Source organism: Methanosarcina sp. WWM596 (assembly GCF_000969965.1).
GTDB lineage: Archaea > Halobacteriota > Methanosarcinia > Methanosarcinales > Methanosarcinaceae > Methanosarcina.
Genome location: NZ_CP009503.1, coordinates 1,061,003 through 1,075,174, shown reverse-complemented (window position 1 = coordinate 1,075,174; position 14,172 = coordinate 1,061,003). Strand labels below are relative to the sequence as shown.

Below are 14,172 nucleotides of genomic sequence, written 5' to 3'. Positions count from 1 at the left end.
ATTAACATGTTCCCAAATTCCATTAAGTCGTCAGAGGCGAAAATAATGGCAAACAGTTTTCCATGGTGGGAATTCCTGGAGTAACATTCACCAGGCACAACTAGAACGTAACAAATAGAAGATTGCATTCAGTGTTTCTCGAAAAGAATGAACGCGTTTCCTACCTAGATTCATTCTTGAATTAAGAAAATGAGGTTTAATTAGTTGCCATTCTCGATCGGATAAATCACCAGGATAAGGAATTCTTCGAGATCGTTTTAACTCTAACGAACAATAGAGGTACAAGGATTATTTAATCTTAAGATAACCTCTAAGAAAATATCTGGAATAAAATATATAACCCGGCCTATTTTGAGATTTTGCTGGATTGAGCATTCAGATTCTAACTCAAGTATTCCTGAAAAGAGCTTCATTAGAAGCGATAGCTTTATATCGAATAAACAACATATCAACATATATTGATATAACGTAATGAAATTGAGTATCCAAAAAAGCAAAAACAAAATAGAAAAGAAGGAACTCTAAATGGCTGATATCTTTTATCCTCTGCAATGGATTGCAGACAAACTGACATACGAGGTTTTCGGGATTACACCCACTACTCACCTTGCGGCCAGTGTCAACTTCATCATATACGACGTATTGAAAATAGTCATCCTGCTTTCCGTGATGATTTTCGCGATCTCCTACCTCAGGACCTATATCACTCCGGAAAAAACAAGAAAGGTACTCGGAGGCAAGAAAGGGCTCCGCTACCACCTGATAGCTTCCTTGATAGGAACGATCTCTCCATTCTGTTCATGTTCCTCAGTGCCCCTTTTTATCGGGTTTGTGGAAGCTGGAGTGCCCCTTGGAGTTACCTTCTCCTTTCTAATCACCTCCCCTCTGGTAAACGAAGCTGCTGTAGCCGTACTCTGGGCAACCCTTGGCTTGAAGGCAACTGTAATTTATGTGATATCGGGTATCGTGCTCGGTGTGTTTGGAGGCTATGTAATCGGAGTCCTGAAACTGGAAAAGTACGTAGAAGATTTCGTTTATAATATAAAAGTAGGTAAACAGACTAACGAACAGGTAAGCCTTACCATAAAGGAAAGGACAGACCTTGCTCTTGAAAGCGTTAAAGACATAGTGGGAAGAGTCTGGATCTACGTGATCATAGGGGTCACCATAGGAGGCATCTTCCACGGATATGCTCCCGAAGGCATCCTCCAAAAATACGCAGGAAAGGACAACCTGCTTGCAGTTCCAATTGCTGTACTTGTGGGTGTCCCCCTCTACTCAAATGTAATGGGCATGATTCCCATAGTTGAGAGCCTGATCGGAAAAGGGCTCCCGATAGGGACTTCCCTGGCATTCCTGATGTCGGTTACAGCTGTGTCCCTGCCAGAAATGATCATCCTTAAAAAGGTGCTGAAAAAAGAACTGATTGGGATCTTTGTCTTAATTGTGGCGTTGTCAATCGTCTTCACGGGATACCTGTTCAACATATTGCTATGAACTGCTTATCGTTGAAAATCTAGCATAAACACCCAAAAAAATCCAGCGTAAAACTCTAAAAACCCGAAAAAACTGAATTTAAAAAAAAATTCATATATACAATAAGTTGAGGTGAAAAAATGAAGATTGAAATTCTTGGAACCGGATGTCCTAAATGCAAGAAAACGAAAGAAATCATTGAAAAAGTCCTGGCTGAAACCGGTAAGAAGGCCGAGGTTGTTAAAGTAGAAGACTTTGAATCAATCCTGAACTACGGCGTGATGGTCACCCCAGCTGTCGTAGTTGATGGTGAAGTTAAAATTGCAGGTAAAGTCCCGGATGAAAAAGATATCCGAAAATGGATTGCAAAGTAACAGACATACAAAGCGATCTGAGACACTGATAGAAACCCAAATTGAAACTGAAAATTAAAACCGGATTTAAGGTAGTGTGAAAAAAATGGCAGAAGAAACAAAATGTGCATGTGGTTCGGCAAACGTGGCAATCTTTCCCTGTGCGGGAGCCGCAAATGTAGGCCAGCTTTCAAATAAAATCGCAGTCGAGCTCGATCAGCAGGGACTAGGAAACATGATGTGTACAGTAGGCATCGGAGCTCGGGCTCCAAGGCTTATGAAGTCTGCCGAAGCTTCCGACCGGATCATAGCCATTAACGGCTGTCCCGTAAAATGTGCAACCAAAACTATGGAATTGGCCGGCTTTAAAGTGGGTCATAAGATCGTGATTTCCGAACTTGGGATAAAGAAAACTAAGGACAAAGATCTCAAGGACGAAGAAGTAGCAGAAGTCCTGACAAAAGTTATGGAGATCCTTCAGTCCGAATGATCTCTTTCCTATTTTTTCTTTTTGATTATTGAAATACAGCCCACTTTTTTATCTTTCATATTTGATATATAAACTTCTAAATTACTAAATAGATTTAATTAACAGATTATCCCATAATAAGAAATTGAATTCAAAAACGAATTGAGGTGATCATATGACTGAAATTACTGTCAATTCCACAATATGCGATTTTACCCACAAACTCCGCGGGTGCATGAAAGGCGGAAAAATCATTGTAGATATCGAAACTCCATGTGAAAAAATAAAGAAAATCTCGCATCTTGAAGTTCCCATGATGGAAACCATGGACATCAAAGACAACTATGTGATGGACAAGGCAAAAGAGGCAAAATGCTGCTCAAACTGCCTGGTGCCCTGCGGGGTGCTTAACCTATGCAAGCTAGAAAGCGGTTTTATAGCAAAATCCCTTGCAAAAAAAGCAGGAAGCCTTAGTATCGATTTTGACGAAGTATAAAGCAATAAAAACATATTTTTTATGGTTCTTCGTCATTCTCTATGAATTAGATAATTTTCATCCCAGCACTTTCGCCAGTTCAGGCATCCTTTCAACTTAAGGGTGGAGAGAATTTTGAAATATCCTGTTTTTCGACGATGCTCTGGAGTTCCTTGACATTGAGCAGACGCCAATCTTCATAGCCAACCAACGTCAGATTCTCTGCATAAGCCAGTGCGTTCTCCCAGTCCATACCACTGACACTATCGGCCTATTGCCACATCAGCCCCGTTGCACGATCGGTGACCGTGCCATCGCCATTGTCTACGAAATCATTCGCACCATACAAGTTTCCGCGAACAGTCCGTACATAGTTTCCCATGGGACCCGACACTTCCGCCGGATAAGCTTTGATATATCCAGTGCTATGATTGATACCAAATGCCGCCTTTGTGCCTCCCCCTATTGTCGTGCAGACGTAGTAATCTACCCAATATTGTTCACTCTTGCTGGCGCTCACTCAGGGAGATCAAAATCGGCTGTATCCAGATAAGGCCATCCCTGAGAAAAGTTACTGATGGAATACAGTTATTTCAAAGTGGGCATGCGCCAGTCGTCATATCCGCCTATTTCCAGAGATTCACAATATTCATGCTTCTTCTCAGCTTATGCTGCCACTGGCAGAGGTCTGCTACCACATCAATCCTGTAACTTCATCCGTTACTGTTCTGTCGCCGTTGTCGGTGTAGCTGAAAAGATTGCCTGTAAACTGGGCATTCTGGCCGTAAAATGTTTCACCGGATTCAGGGCACTCCATTTCGTTTCCTTCGTCGTCATAACAGGCAGTCTGTCCGGTGTCAACAAGGGTATACTTTACAACGGTAGTGGTCCCTTCCTGAGATAGCGATTCCATTTCCTATGTATCCGTTTCCTGAATATCCGTCTGCTCCGTGCAGCCGGAAAGTGAGACGAAAACTACCATCATCGCAACAAAGGTAATTTTCAATAAATTGTTCTTTATATTAGTCCTCTATTGTCTTTTCTTAAGTCAGTAAATACTTACATCACCGCCACGTACCAGACAAACATAGTTATCGATCCTGATGGAATCCCCCTGAGGACCGTTACCCTCAGGATATTCTGATACTTCACCTGCTTTTGGATCGCTCCTCTGTGCTCCTGCCGTGCACGTCCTGCCATCCGCTCATATATCCCATCGCCCTGCCAATTTACCAGAGAAACTGCAAATTATAACTGCCAGGGAACCCTGAATATATTGTTGCAGACCTCAACATCCCCTACAAACTCTCCAGACGCCACAAGTAATGATCTCAAAAACAAAAACCCTTACTTAGAAATACCTTCAGTAGACACTATTTTCAATTACATCAAAGGCAATAATACTCAATTTAGAACGCTTTTTTGAAACAACTATTCCTTTAGAACAACTATTCCTTTAGAACAACTATTCCTTTAGAACAACTATTCCTTTAGAACACTCCTTCTTTTTTTACTTCAGTGCATCAAGCTATTAGCGATAAAGACATAATTATGAACTGGGGTCATCAAAAAGCCACAGGGTACTGAAAGATAAGACCTTCAAAGAAATGGAACGAAAGGGGGCTGCGGACAACAGATGATAAGCACAGTACTTGTTCCTGCGGATTTTACAATCGAAACGGAAGATTTGCTCAGCTGTATAGGGGAACTTAAAAATGCCGGCTTGAGGAAAGTTATCCTGCTGCATGTAGTGGACATACATAAAAGCCAGGGGCTTGCCCCTATGTTTGAACGAAATACAAAGGCAAGAATTGAGGAATATGCAAATTTTGTCAGGGAACTCGGGCTTGAAACCGAAACCCTGGTAGTGATCGGAGACGTCAAAAGGACAATTACGGAGACTGCAGACCGGGAAGATGTCGATGCGATAATAATGGGAGCCACAACTGAAGGCTTCATAAAGGGGAAACTTCTCGGAAGGACTACGGAATACATAGCCCGCAGTTCAAAGAAAATCCTGCTGGTTGAGAAGTATGAAGCTATGAAGGAAGGAAAGGAAGCTTATGAGAAAGCATGCCGGGCGACTTTCTCCAGGATTCTTGTGCCCCTCGACTTTTCAAAAGAGGCAATGAAGGCAATAGAACAGCTTCAGGAATTAAAAGGGATCGTAAAAGAAGTTCTGTTCCTGCATGTAATAGATGATATAAAAAATATGGACCTGCTGGACGAACAGAGAGAAGAGGCAAAAGAAAAACTGAGGAAAATAAAGGAGCAGCTTGAGGGCATAAAAAGCCAGTATATTGTCGTTGAAGGCATTCCCTCGGATGAGATCGTTAAATTCACCGGCATAGAAGATATCACCCTGATCATGCTTACTACTCGCGGAAAAGGAACTTTAATGGACCTCCTGCTCGGAAGCACGACAGAAAATGTACTCCGGAAAACCCCAAAGCCCGTACTGATCATCCCTTCAAGCAAAGAGTTCGAAGAAGAAGGGTGGGACGAGGGAGAAGAGTATGCCTGAAGAGGAGGGAGAAAGGGAACTCGATTTCTTCAGCAAATACCTCTCGGTCTGGGTTGCGTTCTGTATTATACTCGGAACTGCAATCGGTTACATGTTTCCAGGTTTTGCGGACACCCTTGGAGGGATTGAAATCGCAAACGTCTCAATCCCCGTAGCTGTCGTGCTCCTGATCATGATGTATCCCATTATGCTTAAGATTAATTTTGAAGAAATCCTGAACGTTGAGGCAAATTTAAAGCCCTTACTTTTAACTATTCTAGTAAACTGGGCGATCAAGCCCTTTACAATGGCTTTTGTTGCATGGTTTTTTATGCGGGTGCTCTTTGAATCCCTGATCCCTGCGGACCTCCAGGCACAGTATATTGCAGGCATGATCCTGCTGGGGATTGCTCCCTGCACAGCTATGGTCCTGGTCTGGACTTACCTTGCAAGAGCCAATATTAACTATGCTTTGATCCAGGTATCAGTAAATGACCTTATTATTCTGGTCCTTTTCGCTCCTCTGGGAAAGTTTCTCCTCGGGGTCACAACTGACTTTCCAGTCCCCATCATGACAATCTTCGTCTCGGTCCTGTTTTATGTGGCAATTCCTCTCGGCCTTGCTGTGCTGACAAGGCAGGTAGTGATAAGAAAAAAGGTATTACCTGGTTTGAAAACAAATTGATCCAAAAAACACAGTGGATTACTCCTGCCGGACTTTTAATAACACTTGTCCTGATTTTTATATTCCAGGGAAACAACATCATAAATTATCCCCTGCATATTCTCCTGATAGCAATTCCCCTTGTGCTGCAGACTTACCTGATCTTCGGGATCGGGTATGCAGGAGCAAAATACCTGAAAATTCCCTACAGGGAAGCTGCACCTTCAACATTCATCGGCGCCAGTAATTTCTTCGAACTGGCAGTGGCAGTAGCCTTAATTCTGTTCGGAATGGAATCCGGGGCTGCGCTCGCAACCGTTGTGGGAGTGCTTGTGGAAGTGCCTGTTATGCTCTCCCTTGTGAAAATCATGAACAGGAACAGGAAAAAATACAGGTTCTGAAGAGTTTCTTATCAGAAAAACGCACATGATATTCCTAGAATAACATGCCCAAATGAATGAAAGTCCTTTTCAATTACCTTTTTTTGGTTATGAACTCCATCATTACCTCAGGACAGGAAGGTTGTCTTCTTTTTGATACTCTGAAACCGTAGAAAAATTAACCAGTGAATTGCCATCGAAGGCCCAAATATGACCTTGATCACGGATGCCAAATTACCTTTGAGGCAATCCTATTGTCCATGGAAATAATGGAGTAATGTAAATTGGAAGGAGAAATAAACAACTCTTGCAGTTTAGATATTCACAAACACTTTATCATTGCTACCATTCTCAATAGATCCGGTGAAAAACAGCAACAACGTTTCGATAGAAATGATAAAGAGATTTGAAACCTTAAAAATTGGGTGACATCAAAAAAAAGTGATGTTGTTGCATGTAAATCAACAAGTGACTTTTGGATTCCGATTTATGAATCATTGATAGATCATTTGCCTGTTATAGTTGGAAATGCACGAGATATGAAGGCATTAAAAGGTGCTGTTCCGAAAAAATGAAGCAAGTTATTTTTCAGGTGCCCTTTCAACAGGATATCTGGCTATATAGGCATCTACATCGAATTTCCTTTTGCAGCCCTCATAACTCATATATCTGATTTTTCCGATCACTTCTCTCTCCCTCCAAGCCCGGTCATGAACGCCTCCTATACTCCAGGAAATTCCGGCATAGCCATTGGGGTCTCTTCCATCCAGTTCATATCTGTCATTCAGGAAGATTGCGATTTCAAGGGCTTTTTCTGGAGACTCGCTCCATTCCAGAATCTTTTTTGCCCAGTACATACGCATATAGCTGTGCATCTTCCCGGTACGGAGCAGTTCCATCTGGCTTGCATTCCAGAGTGGGTCGTGCGTCTTTCCTGCGTTGAATTCCTCAAGGGTGTAGATATACGTTCTCCGGTCATCCCGGTGGGCATTGAGTGACTTCTTTGCCCAATCCGGAAAGCTCTCAAAGCTGTCATATCCGGGATTATAATAACAGAAGTTATCCGCAATCTCCTTCCATACAAGGATCTCGTCCAGGAAAGCTTTCTTTGATTCGGGGTTACTTTTTGCTTTTTCCACCTCAAGCACAACCCTCTGCGCCGAGATCTGCCCGAAATGAAGGTAAGGGGAAAGGCTTGAGAGCGCGTTCTTTGTCGGGTCGTTCCTTAGCGTGTTGTAAGAATCAAGCCTCTCTGCAAGAAAACTCTCCATCACCTTTCTTGCAGCTTTTTCCCCGGGTTTGAAATGCCCGGGCTCAAAAAGGGGATCCTTATTTTTATCGGAAATTTCCTCAGGAAGCAAGGATTTGATTCCGGTTTCCTGTGTTCCGGATAAAATATCTCCTATACTGTAGCCTGATGGGATTTCAATAGATTCGAAGTTCGGTTCAAGTTCCGGAAATTCCTCCAGAAACTCGGAGAGGTGCCCATAGAACTTCGGCCGAAAAGTATGTGCAGCATACTCCTGTTTTGGAGAAGCTTCCCAGCATGGGACGACATTGTGGGCATCAACCTCAAAAAATGGGATTTCGATTTCAGGAATAATTTTTTCTACCCATTCAGCCTTTACTCGAAGCGGGTCGAAATCTGTAACAAGAGCCCCCACTTCATACTCTGTTACAAACTCCGGGATTTTTTGCTCCGGGTTTCCTCGCAGAAAGACAAAAGGAATCTTTTCCCGGGAAAGGGCTTCCTCAAGTTCCTGCAGCCCTTTGAGCATGAATTCATAATGCCTTCTTCCTGCCCCCAAAAACCCTTCAGTCAGGCAGAAAATAACAATTACAGGGACATTCGCCTCCTGTGCTATTGCCCGCGCAAAGAGCAGAGCCCAGTTGTCTTTAACTCTCTGATCGCGGCTCATCCAATAAACAACAGGCCCGTCTCCTGGTTTTCCATGTTTGAAAGCCCGGATGCGTTTTGGGTTCATAAGCAATTTTGGAGTTTCGGGATATATAGAACTAACATAGGAATAATGAAAAATGGAAATTGTGCCCAGAAAGGGGTTCTGTTTTTATCAAATAAACAGTGCCTCAATGTGGTAAACCAGCTCAAAAGGTTAAAACTTTCTTAAAAGAACTAAAATTCAGTTCAAAAAGGTCAAAATTCAGATTCAAGAGAGCTTAAAACTCAAAGACCTGCCCGTCATATCCCAGAGGTAAAAACATTGATTCTATGTGATGTGGGCGGAAAAGGTGGCTGAGGTGGGTCAGAACCACTTCTTTAGCGTTGAGCTTTTGAGCAAGTTCCATAGCCTCTTCCGAATTCATATGCTTTTTAATATGGATGTGCGGAGGAACGATAGCATCTGCAATAAGAAGATCCGGGTTCCTCATAAACTCCAGGCTTTTTTCAGGAATCTCAGGGTTCGTATCACTTGTGACCACGACTCTGGTACTCCCCTCACGGATAACAACGCCTGCAGGGGTTTCTACCGGTGGGTGGGAAACTTTAAAAAGAGTGAACTCAAGCCCGATCAATTCGAAAGGTTCATAGAATTTTACGTAGTGGTACCTGGGTTTCAGGAAAGAAACGTATTGGTCTATGTAATCCAGTGTTTCTCGAACTCCATAGACATCAACTTTATTTTGAACCCTGTAAAACTCCCCGAAGCCTGCGTAGTGGTCGTAATGCCCATGTGTCCAGATCACCCCGTCTATGCCCGAAAGCCTTTGCCTGAGGAACTGCTGCCTGAGGTCAGGGCTGGTATCAATAAGAAATTTACCCTGATCAGACTCCACAAGGATAGAGAAACGAAGGCGTTGGCTTCTTCCACCTTCATGGGCGTCGACGCATGCAGGGCATTTACAGCCAATTTTTGGAGTACCAACAGCGTCGCCGGTCCCGAGCAGCGTTATCTTCATGAAGGATTCTTCCCTTTGTAGTCATCGGATTTGAGATCTGCCCTTTCATCAAAGGACTTTACTGCTTCTAGCAGATCCTCCTGGGTGAGTACCTTGCGTTCTTCCAGAAGAGCACTCAGGACAGCTTCCCTGATAACCATACGCAAGTCAGAACCCGAATAACTTTCTGTTAATACCGCAATCTCTTGTGTATCAAAGTCACCCTCTATGTGCCGAGTCACAATGTCCAGGATATTTTTTCGCATCTCCAGGTCAGGCAGAGGGAAATGGACAATTTCATCAAAACGCCTCCATGCCGCACTGTCAAGCATTCGAGGGTGGTTTGTTGCAGCAATCAAAAGGACTCCATGCTCTACCAGACTGATTTCATCTATAGCTTTCAGGAGAGTATTGACTGCCCTCTTGATTGCAGCGTTTTCGTCGGAAGTCCTGGCTTTTGCAACAAAGTCCAGCTCATCTATGAAAAGAATGCAGGGATTCAGTTTTTTTGCAAGCAGGAAAACGCGGTCTATATTTTTTGCAGTCTCGCCAAGGTACTGGTCTGTGATCATTGAGAGCTTGACCTCGACAAAGGGAATTGAGAGCTGTTCTGAAAGTGCACGGGCAACAGAGGTTTTTCCGGTACCAGGAGGCCCGACAAACAGGAGTTTTCCTATATCATGCAGCCCGATATCCCGCAGGTATTCCCTATGCTTGATGGCTTTCATAATTTTTTCAATTTCGTCTTCCTGTTCCTCGGTGAGCACAAGGTCCCTGACTTTCTGTTTGACGTCTTCAGGAGCGATAATGACAACGAGCTTGAGCATTTCTTCGCTCTTGTCTTCTTTCTTGATTTCAGCTATAAGAGATTCTATCCATTCCCTGTCGACTTCCTTTGGCCTAATCTTTGCTTTTGCAGCTGCATAGTCTGTAGCTTCATCCTTCCTGATTTCTCCGAAATAATACGCGAGGACAGGATTATTTTCGATCCTCTCCTGAGAACCTTCCTGTTTTTCAAGCCATTCTGCGGCAAGTTCAAATGCGCTCAAGCGGAGTTCAAAGTGAGCCCTGTCAATGGTTATGAAAGGTACATTTTTTACACTTTTTTCGATATCTTTGATCCCATATAGTTTTTCAATCCTGACATATGAAGCTATTATGGGTTTGGGAACCGTTTTTTCTGTGCTGTTCCAGTAACTTTTCCGAATATTTTTGGGGAGGTCATTCACATCCAGTTCTGGATAGCGGTTATAGATCTCTGCGGTCAGCAGTAGCTCTACGATGTCTAGTATAATGCCTGACATGTTTTTTTACCCGTTGCGTATTGAGATGAATTCATTATTCAGTGGTGGGCGCTCAAGTGCGATAAGTTATTAATTCTTTGCATAAGTTGCTAAACCTATTAATTGATTTTCTTCAATGATATAATTTGCGAAGCATGGGATAACCCTCTGCAGAAGGATAAAAAGCCAGTACGAGTGATAACTTTATCTAGCAGAAAGACTTTATCATCTACTCCATCTCTTCATGAAATCCGGAGTATGTTTCAGGAAAAAAATCCCTATAATCTGCAAACGTCTCAGGTTTCCTGGAGTATCATTACGGATTCTGGAAGTAAGCAACTCATTTCCAGAAACATACAGTTTCGGAGAATACTATCCGTTTCTGGAATACCCCAAGCATTATTAAATAACTCCTATATTAAAATCACTGTTGTTCGGAATAATAGTTCCGGAAAATCTCTCTATCTAAGGAAATCCAGAATTATCCCTAGAGAGGACCACTGCATGAAAAGAGAACAGCTCTATTCAGGGAAAGCAAAGACTATCTATGCGACAGATAATCCCGACACCTTTATCGCCGAATTCCGAAACAGCCTAACCGCGTTCAACGGAGAAAAGAAAGGCGAGATGGAAAGGAAGGGTTACTACAATGCCCAGATCTCAAAAAAGATATTTGAGATGCTGGAAGCCAGCGGAATAAAAACACATTTTGTCAGCATGCTTTCTGACATCGATATGCTTGTAAAGAAAGTAGAAATCATAAAGATCGAGGTAATTGTCAGAAACATTGCCGCGGGCTCCATTACAAAGAAATACCCTATGAAAGAAGGTACTATTTTCGAGTTCCCGGTTCTTGTCTTTGATTTCAAAAGCGACGAGTACGGAGATCCCATGCTGAATGATGACATCGCTGTTGCGCTTGGTGTTGCAACACGCGAAGAACTTGCTACACTCCGGGAACTTGCTCTCAGGATCAACGAGTTACTTGTGCCCTATCTCGACGAAAAAGGAATCCTGCTTCCAGACTTCAAACTTGAGTTTGGAAGAAGGGACGGGGAGATTATCCTTGCTGATGAAATTTCCTGCGACACCTGTCGTTTCTGGGACAAGAAAACCGGGCAGTCCATGGATAAAGATGTCTTCAGGTTTGACAAAGGCGACATTTCCAAAGCTTATGAAGACGTTGCCCGGCGCATTGTACCCGAGATATTTGAATGAGTTTGGAAGAGATCGAGGATTCGAATAAGCCTGGAAAAGATTGAAGGTTCGACTAAACTTAAAAAAGCCTTTGAGACCTTCTTTCTTGACTATTCCCTCATTCTTAATTTTTACTTCGATCTTACTTTCTGCCTGTAACCCAGCTTCGGTTTAGCGGCTTAAATTTTCATTTTTAACCATTAAACCTTGAAAAAAGAATCAAGCGTTGTCTGGAACCGGAAGTCAGAGAGCATCTTTGCCTTCTGTGTCCACTCTGATTTTTGGGTTTTTACCCTGCATGCAAGACTCGAAACCGCTGCTTCCAGGGAATCAAAGGTTTCAGGAGGATTTGTTAGAGCATTTCTCATGCCCTCCCTGACCACCCAGACCCCGAGAGGAGCCCAGTAATCAGGAGTGATTTCCCTCAGCACAAAGACCGAAGCCTGTCTTTTGATTTCTGTCAGATACTCGAGTACGGGAAGTCTTGCTGCATAATAACCTCCTGCAAGAGGGGAATATCCTTTTTTTCCGTCCACGCCTTCGCTGTCCTCTCCTATCCAGCTTGATTCTCCAGACCAGACTGTTTTTGGGAGCCAGATTTCAATAAGTTCAAAGGAATAAGCCCGCGGGAGGATGAGGACTTCAAAATGGTTTCCAAAATGTGTTCCGCTGAAAAGCTTAATGTCTGAAGCCCACGGGAAATCCAGTATACGGTCTGCAAGCTCCTTTCCTGCCATATCGTCCACGGCTGTAATGGACCAGCGGGTAGGCACTATTTTACGCTCTTTCCCGAGCAGGCCTATAGAAAAAAGGCGTGTGATGTGTTCCGTAGAAACGTTATTTTTTAAAAGTTCAGTCACGGCGTCTTTTGCAAGGGCATCGGTATCATAGACAAGGTAATCCACTTTTTTCGGAACATCCGGGTTTTCGGTCAGTTCAAAGTTTTTCACAAGCCCGGAAGGGCCCATAGGTGTGAGGACGGCATCGAACTTGAGTTCCTGTTTGGGGGCTTTAAAAAACCAGGCTTCAGTATCTACTGGTTTTCTGGAGAGAGCCAGCTCCTGAGCCTTTGCAAGAAGAGGATTTTCTTTACTCCGTGCATCTTTTATATGCAGGCTCGTGTTTGCCCTGACCATACGGGAGCGCATGGAGATGATATCTTCTATCTGCATGTTTCCCCAGGCTGAAGGGTCTTCAAGAAGCAAAACTTCGTTTTCCGTTGATGAGGGAGGAATCAGGGGGCCTGCCGAAACCCTGGGGTAGCCGTAGCTTCCTACAAAAAGAGCCGGGGGAGAAGCCCCAAATATAGAATCTCCTGAGATAACAGGTGAAATCGATTGCAAGGATTTAAATTTCTCCAGAATTGGGCAGCGGGGGCGCCCACAAAGTCCTTTTCCCTTGCACTTGATACACAGTATGTCTTTCACCTTTCGTTCATATCCTTACAGATGATGCATGTTTTAGCTTCAGGAGCATTTCTGTACAGCCAGCCGGATTTCTGAACAAAACTGCATATGCTGCACATCCCGTCTACTTTTTCCTGAGATGATAATCCGCCACTTAAGAGTACTGATGCAAATTTCCGAATTTCTTTCTGGGTCTCCTCCGAGAAATCAACTTCAGCCCCACGTTTTTCGCTCACGTACTGGGATACTGCAGCTCTTGAAAGCTCAAGGATATCTGCTACATCCTGCTGCGTACATCCATGCTCGAAAATCATTGCCCGTGAAAGTTCAGCCCTGATTGCAGGCAAGACTTTTTGTACCATAATTTCGCATGTTGTTTTCATTGGAGACCAACACTTGAATAGATAACATTATAACTAACATTATAACAATTCATTTTAAAAATATATAACAACGCACTTTTTGTATAGTTTTCCGAGCAGGAACTCATTTTCCTTTCAATGAACTGAGAAGAAAGCATAGGCTGTCGAAAAACTGACAAAAAGATACGTACAACTCCGAATCTCTAAACTTACTTTCTGGCTCTCAGGTTCGGTTGTTCCGGTGGGGGATGGATTCAGAGTTTAATTCTTAATTTTAATTCTTAATTTGTTCAGCAGAGAAACCCTTTTCCATGAGGACTTCTTTCATGCGGGTCAGGTGGTTGCCTTGAAGTTCTACCGTGTTTCCTTTTACTGTACCGCCGCATGCAAATTTGGATTTAAGATAGGTGGATAATTCATGAAGGTCAATTTCACTTGCATCAAAACCTTCTACAACAGTGACTTCCTTACCATATCTCCTTCTGTTTACTTTCACAGTGATTCGCTGTTGCTCTTTTGCAACCTCTTCGCATATGCAAAGTTCTTTAGGAAGCCCGCATACCGGGCACATTCCGCTGCTCATTTGTTGGTATGTCCTCCAAATTTGTAATCATTGTATATGTAATTTACATCCAAAAATAACTGATTAGATATAAAGTACTTATCAATGATGATATTAAAGCCTAATGGTGTTTTTAAGGCACTT

General features: G+C 43.0%; 16 protein-coding genes and 2 pseudogenes. 8 read left to right on the top strand and 10 right to left on the bottom strand.

Annotation, left to right across the window (positions count from 1 at the left end):
• Positions 1-87: 87 nt before the first annotated feature.
• Entirely contained in the window at positions 88-285 is a 198-nt protein-coding gene (locus MSWHS_RS18955) for a transposase (RefSeq protein ID WP_082088030.1), read from the bottom strand.
• 240 nt (positions 286-525) lie between these two features.
• Here MSWHS_RS18955 and MSWHS_RS04825 point away from each other — a divergent pair, with 240 nt between their 5' ends.
• The 4 genes from MSWHS_RS04825 (at position 526) to MSWHS_RS04810 (ending at position 2,794) form a co-directional block, all read left to right on the top strand.
• A complete protein-coding gene (locus MSWHS_RS04825) occupies positions 526-1,497 on the top strand; it encodes a permease (protein WP_048126484.1) in 972 nt (323 codons plus the stop codon).
• A 119-nt stretch (positions 1,498-1,616) separates the two neighbouring features.
• Complete coding sequence (locus tag MSWHS_RS04820) at positions 1,617-1,850, top strand: thioredoxin family protein (protein WP_048126482.1); 234 nt, start codon at positions 1,617-1,619, stop codon at positions 1,848-1,850.
• Between the two features lie 85 nt (positions 1,851-1,935).
• Entirely contained in the window at positions 1,936-2,319 is a 384-nt protein-coding gene (locus tag MSWHS_RS04815; RefSeq protein WP_048159558.1) for a putative zinc-binding protein, read from the top strand.
• A gap of 154 nt (positions 2,320-2,473) precedes the next feature.
• Positions 2,474-2,794, top strand: a complete 321-nt coding sequence (locus tag MSWHS_RS04810) for a DUF6951 family protein (protein ID WP_048126480.1) — start codon at positions 2,474-2,476, stop codon at positions 2,792-2,794.
• Between the two features lie 91 nt (positions 2,795-2,885).
• Here MSWHS_RS04810 and MSWHS_RS22215 read toward each other — a convergent pair whose 3' ends face one another.
• From MSWHS_RS22215 to MSWHS_RS20015, 3 genes are all read right to left on the bottom strand, one after another.
• Complete coding sequence (locus tag MSWHS_RS22215) at positions 2,886-3,026, bottom strand: DUF1566 domain-containing protein (RefSeq protein ID WP_082088029.1); 141 nt, start codon at positions 3,024-3,026, stop codon at positions 2,886-2,888.
• A gap of 438 nt (positions 3,027-3,464) precedes the next feature.
• Positions 3,465-3,686, bottom strand: coding sequence for a hypothetical protein (locus MSWHS_RS18350; protein ID WP_052722574.1), 222 nt, complete (start codon positions 3,684-3,686; stop codon positions 3,465-3,467).
• Positions 3,687-3,832: 146 nt separating this feature from the next.
• On the bottom strand, positions 3,833-3,973 hold the full coding sequence (locus MSWHS_RS20015; RefSeq protein WP_156148070.1) for a hypothetical protein: 141 nt from the start codon (positions 3,971-3,973) through the stop codon (positions 3,833-3,835).
• 436 nt (positions 3,974-4,409) lie between these two features.
• Here MSWHS_RS20015 and MSWHS_RS04800 point away from each other — a divergent pair, with 436 nt between their 5' ends.
• The 3 genes and pseudogenes from MSWHS_RS04800 to MSWHS_RS20010 all read left to right on the top strand — a co-directional run.
• Complete coding sequence (locus tag MSWHS_RS04800; protein WP_048158805.1) at positions 4,410-5,297, top strand: universal stress protein; 888 nt, start codon at positions 4,410-4,412, stop codon at positions 5,295-5,297.
• Positions 5,290-6,341: pseudogene (gene arsB / locus MSWHS_RS22210) on the top strand (ACR3 family arsenite efflux transporter). Before MSWHS_RS04800 ends, arsB begins: the two are co-directional and overlap by 8 nt.
• A 263-nt stretch (positions 6,342-6,604) precedes the next feature.
• Positions 6,605-6,868, top strand: a pseudogene (locus MSWHS_RS20010) (IS110 family transposase); the annotation flags it as partial.
• A 33-nt stretch (positions 6,869-6,901) separates the two neighbouring features.
• Here the strand turns inward: MSWHS_RS20010 and MSWHS_RS04790 are convergent.
• The 3 genes from MSWHS_RS04790 to MSWHS_RS04780 form a co-directional block, all read right to left on the bottom strand.
• Positions 6,902-8,305, bottom strand: coding sequence for a deoxyribodipyrimidine photo-lyase (locus tag MSWHS_RS04790; RefSeq protein WP_048159557.1), 1,404 nt, complete (start codon positions 8,303-8,305; stop codon positions 6,902-6,904).
• Positions 8,306-8,498: 193 nt separating this feature from the next.
• Positions 8,499-9,239, bottom strand: a complete 741-nt coding sequence (locus tag MSWHS_RS04785; protein ID WP_048158804.1) for an MBL fold metallo-hydrolase — start codon at positions 9,237-9,239, stop codon at positions 8,499-8,501.
• Positions 9,236-10,522: an ATP-binding protein gene (locus tag MSWHS_RS04780; protein WP_048158803.1), complete on the bottom strand. Its 1,287-nt coding sequence runs from the start codon at positions 10,520-10,522 to the stop codon at positions 9,236-9,238. The genes MSWHS_RS04785 and MSWHS_RS04780 overlap by 4 nt, the downstream gene beginning before the upstream one ends.
• Before the next feature lie 483 nt (positions 10,523-11,005).
• Here MSWHS_RS04780 and purC point away from each other — a divergent pair, with 483 nt between their 5' ends.
• On the top strand, positions 11,006-11,719 hold the full coding sequence (purC, locus tag MSWHS_RS04775) for a phosphoribosylaminoimidazolesuccinocarboxamide synthase (protein WP_048126466.1): 714 nt from the start codon (positions 11,006-11,008) through the stop codon (positions 11,717-11,719).
• Positions 11,720-11,898: 179 nt separating this feature from the next.
• Here the strand turns inward: purC and MSWHS_RS04770 are convergent, their stop codons facing one another.
• The 3 genes from MSWHS_RS04770 to yciH all read right to left on the bottom strand — a co-directional run bounded on the left by MSWHS_RS04770 (position 11,899) and on the right by yciH (position 14,049).
• Positions 11,899-13,125 carry an Nre family DNA repair protein gene (locus MSWHS_RS04770; RefSeq protein WP_048126464.1) on the bottom strand — a complete coding sequence of 409 codons (1,227 nt, stop codon included), beginning with the start codon at positions 13,123-13,125 and terminating at the stop codon, positions 11,899-11,901.
• Positions 13,122-13,487, bottom strand: coding sequence for a transcriptional regulator (locus MSWHS_RS04765; RefSeq protein WP_048126462.1), 366 nt, complete (start codon positions 13,485-13,487; stop codon positions 13,122-13,124). Before MSWHS_RS04765 ends, MSWHS_RS04770 begins: the two co-directional genes overlap by 4 nt.
• A gap of 253 nt (positions 13,488-13,740) precedes the next feature.
• Positions 13,741-14,049: a stress response translation initiation inhibitor YciH gene (yciH, locus tag MSWHS_RS04760; protein WP_011032808.1), complete on the bottom strand. Its 309-nt coding sequence runs from the start codon at positions 14,047-14,049 to the stop codon at positions 13,741-13,743.
• Positions 14,050-14,172: the final 123 nt, after the last annotated feature.

Coding starts and splice junctions, on each gene's coding strand:
- MSWHS_RS04780 (WP_048158803.1), bottom strand. CDS start 10,522: ATGTCAGGCATTATACTAGACATCGTAGAGCTACTGCTGACCGCAGAG.
- MSWHS_RS04815 (WP_048159558.1), top strand. CDS start 1,936: ATGGCAGAAGAAACAAAATGTGCATGTGGTTCGGCAAACGTGGCAATC.
- MSWHS_RS04785 (WP_048158804.1), bottom strand. CDS start 9,239: ATGAAGATAACGCTGCTCGGGACCGGCGACGCTGTTGGTACTCCAAAA.
- MSWHS_RS04820 (WP_048126482.1), top strand. CDS start 1,617: ATGAAGATTGAAATTCTTGGAACCGGATGTCCTAAATGCAAGAAAACG.
- MSWHS_RS04825 (WP_048126484.1), top strand. CDS start 526: ATGGCTGATATCTTTTATCCTCTGCAATGGATTGCAGACAAACTGACA.
- MSWHS_RS04810 (WP_048126480.1), top strand. CDS start 2,474: ATGACTGAAATTACTGTCAATTCCACAATATGCGATTTTACCCACAAA.
- MSWHS_RS18350 (WP_052722574.1), bottom strand. CDS start 3,686: ATGGAATCGCTATCTCAGGAAGGGACCACTACCGTTGTAAAGTATACC.
- purC (WP_048126466.1), top strand. CDS start 11,006: ATGAAAAGAGAACAGCTCTATTCAGGGAAAGCAAAGACTATCTATGCG.
- yciH (WP_011032808.1), bottom strand. CDS start 14,049: ATGAGCAGCGGAATGTGCCCGGTATGCGGGCTTCCTAAAGAACTTTGC.
- MSWHS_RS04765 (WP_048126462.1), bottom strand. CDS start 13,487: ATGAAAACAACATGCGAAATTATGGTACAAAAAGTCTTGCCTGCAATC.
- MSWHS_RS04800 (WP_048158805.1), top strand. CDS start 4,410: ATGATAAGCACAGTACTTGTTCCTGCGGATTTTACAATCGAAACGGAA.
- MSWHS_RS20015 (WP_156148070.1), bottom strand. CDS start 3,973: ATGGCAGGACGTGCACGGCAGGAGCACAGAGGAGCGATCCAAAAGCAG.
- MSWHS_RS04790 (WP_048159557.1), bottom strand. CDS start 8,305: ATGAACCCAAAACGCATCCGGGCTTTCAAACATGGAAAACCAGGAGAC.
- MSWHS_RS22215 (WP_082088029.1), bottom strand. CDS start 3,026: ATGGACTGGGAGAACGCACTGGCTTATGCAGAGAATCTGACGTTGGTT.